This is a genomic window from Streptomyces sp. NPDC001515 (assembly GCF_053597115.1).
In genome coordinates, this window is sequence record NZ_JBSFHN010000021.1 from 123,562 (window position 1) to 135,264 (window position 11,703).

10 protein-coding genes are annotated in these 11,703 nt (G+C 73.5%); 7 read left to right on the forward strand and 3 right to left on the reverse strand.

Features of this window, described 5'->3' with window-relative positions; genetic code table 11:
• Positions 1-5 precede the first annotated feature (5 nt).
• From ACWCXC_RS22805 to ACWCXC_RS22835, 7 genes are all read left to right on the forward strand, one after another.
• Positions 6-1,190, forward strand: a complete 1,185-nt coding sequence (locus ACWCXC_RS22805; RefSeq protein ID WP_450682628.1) for a Gfo/Idh/MocA family protein — start codon at positions 6-8, stop codon at positions 1,188-1,190.
• Positions 1,187-2,020, forward strand: coding sequence for a DUF6807 domain-containing protein (locus ACWCXC_RS22810; RefSeq protein ID WP_450682629.1), 834 nt, complete (start codon positions 1,187-1,189; stop codon positions 2,018-2,020). Before ACWCXC_RS22805 ends, ACWCXC_RS22810 begins: the two co-directional genes overlap by 4 nt.
• On the forward strand, positions 2,017-3,576 hold the full coding sequence (locus tag ACWCXC_RS22815; protein ID WP_450890380.1) for a family 43 glycosylhydrolase: 1,560 nt from the start codon (positions 2,017-2,019) through the stop codon (positions 3,574-3,576). Before ACWCXC_RS22810 ends, ACWCXC_RS22815 begins: the two co-directional genes overlap by 4 nt.
• 96 nt (positions 3,577-3,672) lie before the next feature.
• Positions 3,673-5,007 carry an ABC transporter substrate-binding protein gene (locus ACWCXC_RS22820; RefSeq protein WP_450890381.1) on the forward strand — a complete coding sequence of 445 codons (1,335 nt, stop codon included), beginning with the start codon at positions 3,673-3,675 and terminating at the stop codon, positions 5,005-5,007.
• Positions 5,008-5,168: 161 nt separating this feature from the next.
• The gene (locus ACWCXC_RS22825; RefSeq protein WP_450890382.1) at positions 5,169-6,005 is read left to right on the forward strand and encodes a rhamnogalacturonan acetylesterase; all 837 of its coding nucleotides are present in this window, start codon (positions 5,169-5,171) and stop codon (positions 6,003-6,005) included.
• Positions 6,006-6,083: 78 nt separating this feature from the next.
• Entirely contained in the window at positions 6,084-7,424 is a 1,341-nt protein-coding gene (locus ACWCXC_RS22830; protein ID WP_450890383.1) for a pectate lyase family protein, read from the forward strand.
• Positions 7,425-7,555: 131 nt separating this feature from the next.
• Positions 7,556-8,662 carry a pectinesterase family protein gene (locus ACWCXC_RS22835; protein ID WP_450682634.1) on the forward strand — a complete coding sequence of 369 codons (1,107 nt, stop codon included), beginning with the start codon at positions 7,556-7,558 and terminating at the stop codon, positions 8,660-8,662.
• Positions 8,663-8,731: 69 nt separating this feature from the next.
• Here the strand turns inward: ACWCXC_RS22835 and ACWCXC_RS22840 are convergent, their stop codons facing one another.
• From ACWCXC_RS22840 to ACWCXC_RS22850, 3 genes are all read right to left on the reverse strand, one after another.
• Complete coding sequence (locus tag ACWCXC_RS22840) at positions 8,732-9,466, reverse strand: hypothetical protein (protein WP_450890384.1); 735 nt, start codon at positions 9,464-9,466, stop codon at positions 8,732-8,734.
• Complete coding sequence (locus ACWCXC_RS22845) at positions 9,463-10,038, reverse strand: SigE family RNA polymerase sigma factor (protein WP_450890385.1); 576 nt, start codon at positions 10,036-10,038, stop codon at positions 9,463-9,465. Before ACWCXC_RS22845 ends, ACWCXC_RS22840 begins: the two co-directional genes overlap by 4 nt.
• A gap of 173 nt (positions 10,039-10,211) precedes the next feature.
• Positions 10,212-11,660: a peptidoglycan D,D-transpeptidase FtsI family protein gene (locus tag ACWCXC_RS22850; RefSeq protein ID WP_450890386.1), complete on the reverse strand. Its 1,449-nt coding sequence runs from the start codon at positions 11,658-11,660 to the stop codon at positions 10,212-10,214.
• Positions 11,661-11,703 lie beyond the last annotated feature (43 nt).

Sequence of the window (11,703 nt, forward strand, 5' to 3'; positions counted from 1 at the left end):
CGGACATGACCTCGCTGCCCCCCACCGCCACCCCCGTCCCGATCGTCCTGGCGGGCGCCCGGGGCCACGGCCGCTGGCACCTCGCCAACATCCGCCGCCTCCAGCACCAGGGCCTCGTCCGGCTCGCCGGAATCTGCGAGCTGCGGCCCCTGGACGCCACCGAACTCGCCGGCTTCGCCGGCGAACCCCCCGCCCAGTCGGACGACTTCGGCGCGCTCCTGGACTCCACCGGGGCCCGCGCCGCCGTCATCTGCACCCCCATCCAGACCCACACCGCACTGGCGCTCACCGCCGCCGCCCGGGGCGTCCACCTCCTCCTGGAGAAGCCCCCCGCCGCCTCCCGCGCCGACTTCGAACGCATCCTCGCCGGGGTGCGCGAGGCCGGCACCGCCTGCCAGATCGGCTTCCAGTCCTTCGGCTCGCACGCCGTGCCCGCCATCCGGGACCTGGTGGACGGCGGCGCCCTCGGCACCGTCCTCGGCTACGGGGCCGCCGGCGCCTGGGTCCGCGACGACGCCTACTACCGGCGGGCCCCCTGGGCCGGGCGGCGCAGGATCGGGGAGACCGACGTCGTCGACGGCGTGCTGACCAACCCGCTCGCCCACGCCGTCGCCACCGCCCTGGCGCTCGCCGGCGACGGCACCGCGCACGAGGTCGCCTCCATCGAGACCGAACTCTTCCGCGCCCACGCCATCGAGGCCGACGACACCTCGTGCGTCCGGATCACCACCACCGCCGGGATCCCGGTCACCGCCGCCGTGACCCTCTGCGCCGAACAGGCCGGGGAACCCTATGTGATCGTCCACGGCGACCGGGGCCGCGTCACCTTCTGGTACAAGCAGGACCGCGTCCTCGTCCAGCGCGCCGGACACGGCCCCGAGGAGACCGTCCACGGCCGGACCGACCTGCTGGAGAACCTGGTCGCCCATCTGACCGGGGACACCCCGCTGCTCGTACCGCCGCACCGCACCGGCGCGTTCATGGAGGTCGTCGAGGCCGTACGGACCGCCCCCGAACCGCGCCCCCTGCCGGACGGCACCTGGCACACCGCGCCCGGCACCGACCCGGGCACCACCCGCCGGGTCGTGCGCGGCATCGACGCCCTGGTCGCGGCCGGCGCCGACACCCTCACGCTCTTCTCCGAACTAGGCGCCCCCTGGGCACTCCCTACCGAGGTGAGCTCACCGTGACCACGACCACCACCGCCCTGCTGAGCTGCGCCGGCCGCCCCGTCGGCCGCTACACGCGCGGGCCGGCCGAGGACGGCCGCCCCTATCTCCACCCGGTCACCACGCTCGGCGGCACCCGCGTCACCGAGGAACGCCCCGCCGACCACGTCCACCACCTCGGCGCCTCCGTCGCCGTGCCGGACGTCGCCGGGTACAACTTCTGGGGCGGGCGCACCTTCGTCCGGGGCCGGGGACCCACCGCGCTCGACAACCACGGCGTCCAGCGCCACCTGGGCTGGAAACTCCGCGACCCGGACGGCTTCGTGGAGGAGCTGAGCTGGGAGGCCGAGGGGACCGAGCTGCTGCGCGAGCACCGCACGGTCGCGACCGTCGCGCTCGGGGACACCGCCTGGGCGCTGGACTTCTCCTTCTCGCTCACCAACCGGGGCGCGAGCGAGCTGTCGATCGGCAGCCCGGCCACCAACGGACGCCCCGGGGCCGGTTACGGCGGCTTCTTCTGGCGCGCGCCGAAGGAACCGGACGCCCCCCTCGTGTTCACCGAGGACGGCGAGGGCGAGGAGGCCGTCCACGGGCGGGCCGCCGACTGGATCGCGATGAGCGGCGACGGCTGGACCCTGGTCTTCGCCGGGGCGACCGGGGAGACCCGCCGCGACCCGTGGTTCGTCCGCGGCGCCGAGTACCCGGGCGTCGGCTCCTCCCTCGCCGCCGACCGGCGCCTGTCCGTACCGGCGGGCGCCACCGTCGTGCGCCGCGTCGTCACCGTCGTCGCCGACGGGCGGCTCGACCGCGCCGCCGCCGCTGCCCTCGCCCGCCGGGCGGTGACCGCGTGAGCACCGCCACCACCCGCCCCTGGACCGCCGACCGGGGCGACGGCACCTACCGCAACCCGGTGCTGAACGCCGACTGGTCCGACCCCGACGTGGTGCGCGTCGGCGACGACTACTACCTCACCGCCTCCAGCTTCGGCCGGGTCCCCGGACTGCCCCTGCTGCACTCGCGCGACCTGGTCAACTGGACGCTCATCGGCCATGCCCTGGACCGGCTGGAGCCGGCCGCCGACTTCGCCGCGCCCCGCCACGACCGGGGGGTGTGGGCGCCGTCGCTGCGCCACCACGCCGGCCGGTTCTGGATCTTCTGGGGCGACCCCGACCACGGCATCCAGCAGATCAGCGCCCAGGACATCCGCGGCCCCTGGACCACGCCGCACCTGGTCAAGGCGGGCCGGGGCCTGATCGACGCCTGCCCGCTCTGGGACGAGGAGACCGGCGAGGCCTATCTGGTGCACGCCTGGGCCAAGTCCCGCTCCGGGATCAAGAACCGGCTCACCGGCCACCGGATGAGCCCCGACGGACGCGAACTCCTCGACGAGGGCAAGACGCTCGTCGACGCCGACACCATCCCCGGCTGGTTCACCCTGGAGGGCCCCAAGCTCTACCGGCGCGACGGCGAGTTCTGGATCCTCGCCCCGGCCGGCGGGGTGTCCACCGGATGGCAGGGCGCCTTCCGCTCCCGGGACTTCTTCGGACCGTACGAGGAGCGCGTCGTCCTCGCCCAGGGCTCCACCGACGTCAACGGCCCCCACCAGGGCGGCTGGGTGACGACCCCCTCCGGCGAGGACTGGTTCCTGCACTTCCAGGACCGCGGTCCCTACGGGCGGGTCGTGCACCTCCAGCCGATGCGCTGGGACGCCGGGGACGGCTGGCCGGTCATCGGGGACGAGGGCGAACCCGTCCGTGCGCACCGCAAACCGGCCGCCCCCGAACAGAGCGTCACGGCCCCGGCGAGCAGCGACAGCTTCCCCGGCGGCCGGTACGGCCGGCAGTGGCAGTGGACCGCCAATCCGCGCCCCGGCTGGACCGTCGAGCACGGCGGGGACGGGCTGCTCCTCAGCTGCGTACGGACCGGGCACGCGCACGATCTGCGGGCGCTGCCCCAGGTGCTCGTCCAGCGGCTGCCCGCCGAGACCTTCACCGCCGAGGTGGAGCTGAGCCTCGGCAGCGAGGTGCCGGGGGCCAAGGCCGGACTGGCCGTGCTGGGCGACGCGTTCAGCTGGATCGGGCTGGAGCGGGCGGCGCCGGACGAGGGCGGCGGCGTCCGGCTCGTACACCGCTACGCCGAGTCCGTCGCCGAGCGCGAACGCGACGCCGCCCACGCCCGGCCGGCTCCGGGGGCGAGCGTCCGGCTGCGGATCGAGGTGGGCACGGGGGCCCGCTGCCGCTTCTTCGCCGACACCGGGGACGGGGCCGGGTTCCGGCCCTCGGGCCAGGTCTTCGCCGCGATGCCGTGGCGCTGGGTCGGCGCCCTGCTCGGGCTGTTCGCCACCGCGCCGGACGGCACCGGACCGGCCGGCACGGCCCGCTTCACCGAGTTCCGCACCACCGCCTGAACGGCGTGGGACCGGCCGCCGGCCGGTTCCGCGCGGAGCACCGAACCCCCCACTCACGCGCACCACCCGAGAGAACACGAGAGAGAAGAGCCGATCATGAACATCTCGAAGACGCGGCGCGGGCGGGCCACGGCCGCCGTCTCGCTGGCCGCGGTGCTCGTGCTGACCGCCACCGCCTGCGGTGACGACGGCAGCGACACCGGCACCGAGGGCAGCGGCAAGGGCGAGATCACCTTCTGGGACAACAACGGTGGTCCGCGCACCGCGATCTGGAACGAGATCATCAAGGACTTCGAGAAGAAGTACCCGGACATCAAGGTCAAGTACGTCCCGATCCCGATCGCGGACGTGCAGTCCAAGTACGACACCGCCATCGCGGGCGGCGGTCTGCCGGACGTCGGCGGCGTGGGCACCGCCTACCTGGCCAACATGGTCTCCCAGGAGGCCCTGGAGCCGCTCAACGACCGGATCAAGGGCTCCTCCCTGGACGGGAAGCTCGTCGAGGGCATGGTCGCGAGCGTCAAGGACGCGGCCGGCCGGGGCGACGAGATGTACTCGGTGCCGACCTCCGCGAACAACGGCGCCCTCTGGTACCGCACCGACCTGTTCGAGGCGGCCGGCCTGGAGGCGCCCACCACCTGGGCGAACTTCTACAAGGCGGCCGAGAAGCTCACCGACTCCAAGCACAACAAGTTCGGCTACACCATCCGCGGTGGCGCCGGTTCCATCGCCCAGGCGATCGACGCCGCCTACGGCCAGTCCGGCATCACGGAGTTCTGGAACGGCGACAAGACGACGCTCAACGACCCGAAGAACGTCGCCGCGCTGGAGAAGTACGCCGCGCTGTACAAGAAGACGACGCCCGCCGCCGACGTCAACAACGACTTCACCAAGATGGTCGCCCAGTGGGACACCGGCACCATCGGCATGCTGAGCCACAACCTCGGCTCCTACCAGGACCACCTGAAGGCCCTCGGCAAGGACAAGTTCGCCGGCATCCCCAACCCGATCGGTGACGGCGGCACCCGCGTCCAGGTCTCCAACCCCGTCGACGGGCTCGGCCTCTTCCGGTCCAGCAAGAACAAGACGGCCGCCTGGAAGTTCATCGAGTTCGCCGCCTCGCACGAGTCGAACAGCAAGTGGAACGAGTCCGCGGGCGCCATCCCGGCCAACACCGAGGCCGCCAAGGACCCGTGGATCAGCGCCGCCCAGCCGACGGAGCTGGCCGCCAAGGCCCTCACCGACGGTTCCACCAAGATCGTGCAGCTGCCGTACTACCTGCCGGACTGGAACAACATCAGCAAGGCGGACAACGAGCCCGAGTTCCAGAAGCTGCTGCTCGGCAAGGTCACGGCCAAGGCGTTCCTCGACAAGATGGCGGACGAGCTGAACAAGGCCCAGGCGGAGTGGAAGAAGATCGGCAACGGCTGATCCACCCCGCCCGACACCCCGGTGACCGGGGGCCGGCGGCGGTGGACCCGTCCCGCCGCCGGCCCCCACCTCGAAAGGCCCGCGCCCGCACGGCCCCGGCCTCCGTACCGCCGTGCGCCCGCGCACGCCCCGCTACGCACCCCGAGAGAGGCAGCTTCACCGTGTCACTCACCCGCAGGCAGACCGCCGCCGCCCTGGCCGCCCTGCCCCTCGCCCTCGCCACGGCCCACGCCGTGCCCGCCGCGGCCGACGACCGCAACGGCCGGCCCCGCCCCCGTACCGTGCACATCGCCGGGGACTCCACGGCCGCCCAGAAGTACGCCGACGCCGCGCCCGAGACCGGCTGGGGCATGGCCCTGCCGTTCTTCCTGGGCCGCACCCTCGCCGTCGCCAACCACGCGATGAACGGCCGCAGTTCCAAGAGCTTCATCGACGAGGGCCGGCTCGACGCCCTGCTCGACGAGGTCCGCCCGGACGATCTCGTGCTCGTGCAGTTCGGGCACAACGACGAGAAGACCGACGACCCGGCGCGCGGCACCGATCCGTACACCACCTTCCCGGACTGCCTGCGCCGGTACCTGGACGGGGCGCGCGCCCGGCGCGCTCTGCCGGTCCTGCTCACCCCCGTCGAGCGCCGCCGTTTCGCGGCGGACGGCACGGCCAGGCCCACCCACGGCGCGTACCCGGACGCGATGCGACGGCTGGCCGCCGAGGAGGGCGTCCCGCTGCTCGACCTCCAGGCCCTCACCCTCGCCCGCTGGCAGGAACTGGGCCCGGACGCCACCCAGTCGTACTTCAACTGGCTGGAGCCCGGCCGGTCGCCCAACTACCCCGAGGGCCGGCAGGACAACACGCACTTCCGGCCCCGAGGCGCCATCGAGGTCGCGCGGCTCACCGCGCGGGCCCTGACCGCCGCCCGGGTCCTCGCCCCGCGCGAGGTGCGCCGCACCGACGATCCGGTGCCCGCCGAGTGGATCACCTGGCCGCAGCCGGTCTGAGACCGCGCCCGCCCGCTCGTCCGCACACCCACCCCCAGCACCTCAGCAGCTCATCACCCCACGACCGAAGGAACCGCCATGCCCGCACGCATGTGTCATGCTCGCGCCATAGCCCTGGTGATGGGCGGCGCCTCCCTGGCGCTCGCCCTGACCGTCCCCGCCCAGGCCGCCCCGAACGGAGGCGCGGCCCACCACCGGGGCATCGAACGCGCCGTCCTCCCGCAGGGCGACGGCTGGGCGTCCGCCGAGGGCTCCACCACCGGAGGCGCGGCGGCCACCCCCGACCACGTCTACACCGTGACCAACCGGGCCGAACTCATCGCCGCCTTCGAGGAGGCCGGGGACGCGCCGAAGATCATCAGGATCGACGGCACCGTCCACGGCAACGCCGACGCCGAGGGCAACCCCATCGGCTGCGAGGCGTACCAGACCGACGGCTACACCCTGGACAAGTACCTCGCCGCCTACGACCCGGACACCTGGGGCCGCGAGGAGGTCCCGTCCGGGCCGATGGAGGACGCCCGCCTCGCCTCCGCCAAGCTCCAGAAGGCCGCCGTCAACGTCTACGTGCCGTCCAACACCACCATCGTCGGCGTCGGCAAGGACGCCACGGTCATCGGCGCCAGCATCCAGATCCAGAACGTCTCCAACGTCATCGTCCGCAACATCACCTTCGAGGACACCTACGACTGCTTCCCCCAGTGGGACCCCACCGACGGGGACACCGGCCACTGGAACTCCGAGTACGACAACCTCGTCGTCCACGGCTCCGACCACGTCTGGGTCGACCACAACACCTTCAGCGACGGCGACCGCGACGACGCCGACCAGCCCCGCTACTTCGACGAGCTCTACCAGCAGCACGACGGGCTCTTCGACATCGTCAAGGGTGCCGACCTCGTCACCGCGTCCTACAACGTCCTCAAGGACCACGACAAGACGATGCTGATCGGCAACAGCGACAAGGCCGGCGAGACCGACCGGGGCCGCCTCCGCGTCACCCTGCACCACAACCTCTTCAAGGACCTCAACGAGCGCGCCCCCCGGGTCCGCTTCGGCCAGGTCGACTCCTACAACAACCACTTCGTCGCCACCCGGGGCAGCGTCTACGGCTACTCCTACGGCATCGGGGCCGAGTCCCACCTCGTCGCGGAGCACAACGCGTTCTCCCTCAGCGGCGAGTTCGACCAGGCGAAGATCCTCAAGAAGTGGTCCGAGTCCTCGCTGACCGCCGGGGACAACTACGTCAACGGCCGTCGGACCGACCTCATCGCCGTCCACAACGCCGGAGTCCCTTCCGAGCAGCTCACCTCGGGCGCCGGCTGGAGCCCGTCCCTGCGCACCCGCGTCGACCACCCGCTCCTCGTGCCGCTGGTCGTCGGTGTCTCGGCGGGCGCGGGCCGGATGCCCGGCGCCTGACCGGCCGACCCTTTGGGACGGGGCCCGTCCGCCGCCCACGTGGCAGCGGACGGGCCCCGGCCCCGGCCCGCCGCGCGTCCCGTACGCGCACACCACGCCCCACCCGCGACCGTGCAAAGGATGGACCGCCCATGCCCAGCAGACGCCGTGCCCTGACCCTGTTCGCCGGCGGCGGCGCCGCCCTCGCGCTCGCCGCCCCCACCGCGCAGGCCCGCGCCCTCCCCGCGTCCCGCCCCTTCGGACGCCACGGCTCGCCCGCCCGCCGCGCGGACGCCGGCACGCTCTACGTCGACGCCCGGGGACGGGGGGACCACACCACCGTCCAGGCCGCCGTGGACGCCGCTACCGGCCCCGGCCGCACCCTGGTCATCGCCCCGGGCACCTACCGCGAGACCGTCGACATCCCGGCCGACCGCACCGGACTGACCCTGATCGGCGCGAGCGGCGACCCGCGCGACACCGTGATCGTCTACGACAACGCCAACGGCACGCCCCGCCCCGACGGTTCGGGCACCTACGGCACCAGCGGCTCCGCCACCGTCACCGCCCGCCCCGCCGGACTCACCGCGTACGCGCTGACCTTCGCCAACGACTGGCTGCGCGCCGACCACCCGGAGTACACCGGCACCCAGGCCGTCGCCCTCAAGGCGACCGGCGACCGCTCGGCGTTCCTCCGCTGCCGCTTCCTCGGCCACCAGGACACGCTGTACGCCGACTCCGCCTCCCTCGCCGCCTTCGCCCGGCAGTACTACCGCGACTGCTACGTGGAGGGGGACGTCGACTTCGTCTTCGGCCGCGCCACCGCCGTCCTGGACCGCTGCCACTTCCGCACCCTCACCCGCACCGACCTGGCCTCCGCCCCCTACGGCTTCGTCTTCGCGCCCAGCACCGCCGGGGCCAATCCGCACGGCTTCCTCGTGCTGCGCTCCCGTGTCACCAGCACCGCCCCGGACGGGTACTTCAAGCTGGCCCGCCCCTGGGTCCCCTCGTCCGACGTCACCGCGCACCCCATGCTGACCGTCCGCGACAGCGTGCTCGGCGCGGGCATCGACACCGACGCGCCCTACGGGACCATGTCGGCCGGCTTCCCCTGGCAGGACCAGCGCTTCGCCGAGTACCGCAACACCGGACCCGGCGCCCGCGTCACCGTCCCCGCCAACCGCCCGCTGCTGACCGCCGCCGAGGCGCGACTGCACACCCCGGCCGCCTGGCTGGGTGACTGGAATCCGTACGCCTGAGAACGGCGCGAGCCCTGCCGGACGCCACCGGCGGGGCTCGCGGGGGAGGGCGGGGCCGGACCCGCCGCCTCAGCGGGCCGGTGCGAACCGGTCGCCCACCGAGACCCGTTCACCGGAGGCCCGGACCGCGCGGACGGTCACGTAGTCGCCCGACGCGTCCCGCGCGCCCTCGGCGTGGTTGTACTGCCCGGCGAAGGTGTGCGTGCCCTCCGGCGCGGTCCGGCCGGGCCTCAGCGTCCACCGGAAGACGAGGAAGCCCCCGTCCTCGGTCGCCGACACGGTGAAGTCGTCCTCCGGCAGCGACCGCCAGGACCCGGTGGTGTTCACCCCGCCGGTCAGCGCGATCCGCAGCTCCACGGTGAGCGAGGTCAGCGGCTCGGCCGTCCTGACCGTGACATCGCTCTGCGCCCAGTACGGGTTGCTGTGCGGATCGACGACCGCGTCCGTCCACAGGGGGCCGTCCTCGGTGCGCAGCTCCCCGGGCGCGGGGGGCCGGGCAGGGGTGGTGGGCGCGGGGGAGGGCGGCGCCGGGGAGGACGCCGGGGGCGCCGCCACCCGCGTCCCGCCGCCGTTGCCGTCGGCCGGGGAGACGACGAACGCGCCGAAGGCCAGCACCCCGCAGACCGCGGCCGTCGCCCCGACGACCCTCGGCCACGGCGTCGCACGGCGCGGCGGACGCACCGCACGGGACGGCGTGCGCGCCCCCTCCATCCCGCGCCCGACCCGGGCCAGCATCCGCTCCCGGTCCGGGCGGTGGGCCTCGGCGGCCTCGCGCAGCCGGCCGGAAAGCTCCTCGTCGTTCACCGCTCTCCTCCGCCGCGCCGCGCCGCGACCGCCACCTCGACCTGCGCCGCGTCCGTGTCCGGGCCCAGCAGCCGCTGGAGCTCCGCGACGGCCCGCGACGTCTGGCTCTTCACCGTACCCACCGAGATCCCCAGCACCAGCGAGGTGTCCCGCTCCGAGAGGTCGAAGGCGTGCCGCAGCACCACGCACGCCCGCTTGCGGAACGGGAGCCGGCGCAGCGCCCCCTGCACGTCCACGACCGCCGACACGTCGGGCCCCTCGGCCGCGTCCCCGTCCCGGCCGTTGCGCGGTCCCCAGAACAGGGCCACGCGGCGCCGCTCGCGCACCGCGCTGCGGATCCGGGTGCGCGCCAGATTGGCGACGACCCCGCGCGCGTACGCCACCGGATGGTCGGCCTCCCTGACCCGGTCCCAGCGGTGCCAGAGCGCCAGCAGCGCGTCGGCCGCCAGATCGTCCGCCGCGTCCGCCTCGCCGGTCAGCAGATGGGCCAGCCGGGCCAGTTCGGCGTAATGGGCCTCGAAGAACGCGTGGAACTCGGTGGCGGCATCGGTGCGCTCCACGGATGTGCCCACGGCTCCCTCTCCTTGCGCTCGGCTCCCCGTGCCCGCGCGATGCGGTTGTGTACGTTCACAGCCCCGTCCAGGCGGACGTGCGGGGCGAGAGCGTACCAGCGGCACCCGCAAGCGCTTCGACGCGGGTACACCTCCAGGGAGACGTACCCGCGCCGGGCCCGGACGGGGCCGGCCTACCGCCGGAGCGCGGCCTCCATCATCGCGCGGGCGACCGGGGCGGCCAGCCCGTTGCCGCTGACCTCGGAGGAGGCGGCGCCGGAGTCCTCCACGACCACCGCGACGGCGACCTCCCGGCCCGAGCGGTCCTTCGCGTACGAGGTGAACCAGGCGTACGGGGTGTTGCTGTTGCCCACCCCGTTCTCCGCCGTGCCCGTCTTGCCGCCGACCTCGGCCCCCGGGATCCGGGCGTTGGTGCCGGTGCCCTCCTCCACGACGGTCACCATCGCGCTGCGCAACTGCCGCGCCGTGTCCGCCGAGACGATCCGCTCGGTGTCGCCGTCGGCGAAGTCCTCCAGCGTGCGTCCGTCGGAGTCCGTCACCTTGGAGACCATGTGCGGCGCGGCCAGCTCGCCCCCGTTGGCGAGGGCCGCCGAGACCATCGCCATCTGGAGCGGCGTCGCCGTGACCTCGAACTGGCCGATGCCGGTGAGCGCCGTCTGGGCCTTGTCCATCCCGGTCGGGTAGACGCTCTTCCACGCCCGTACGGGCACGTCGAGCTTCTCGTCGTTGAAGCCGAACTTCTCCGCCATGGCCCGTACCTTGTCCTGGCCGAGATCGGCGGCGGCCTTCCCGAAGACGTTGTTGCAGGAGTACCGCAGCGCCACCCGCAGGCTCGCGTTCTCGCAGGGCGCGCTGGCGCTCTCGTTGGGCAGCGGGGTGCTGGTGCCCGGCAGGGTGTACGGGCTGGGGCTCTTCGTCGGCTCGTCCACCGAGGCGTACAGCCCGTTCTCCAGCGCGGCCGCCGCCACCACCAGCTTGAAGGTCGAACCGGGTGCGAGGGGCTGCCGCATCGCCCGGTTGGTCAGCGGTTTGTCCGGATCGGCGAGGAGCTTCTTCCAGGTGTCCCCGTCGGTCGTCCCGCTGATGTCGGAGGGGTCGTAGGACGGGGTGGAGACCATGCCCAGGATCTGCCCGCTCTTCGGGTCGATCGCCACGGCCGCGCCCTTGTCGTCGCCGAGCGCCTTGTACGCCGCCTTCTGGACGTCCGGGTCGATGGTCGTGACCACGTCGCCGGGGGCGCTCCGCTTGCCGGTCAGCGTGTCCAGCGGACCGCGCAGCCCGGTCTCGGTGCCGTCGAGCACATGGCTGTAGATCCCTTCGAGCTGGGTGGTCCCGTATGCCTGGGAGCTGTAGCCGGTGACGGCGGAGTAGAGGTCGCCGTCCTTGTAGACCCGCTTGTACGCGAGATCGCTGCCCTCCGTCCTGGTGGATCCGGTGACCGGTGAGCCGGCCACGATGATGTCCCCGAGCGGCTGCGCGTACTGCGCGATCGTCTTCCGCCGGTTGTGGTCGTCGTCCGCGAGCGCCTGCGCCTGGTACGCCTGCACCCAGGTCGCCCGCGCCAGGAGGGCGAGGACCAGCAGCAGCGTGAAGACGGCGGCGCGCCTGATCGTTTTGTTCATCCCATCGGGCAGACGTGCGAAACAAGGTCATCCGTTCCCCGCT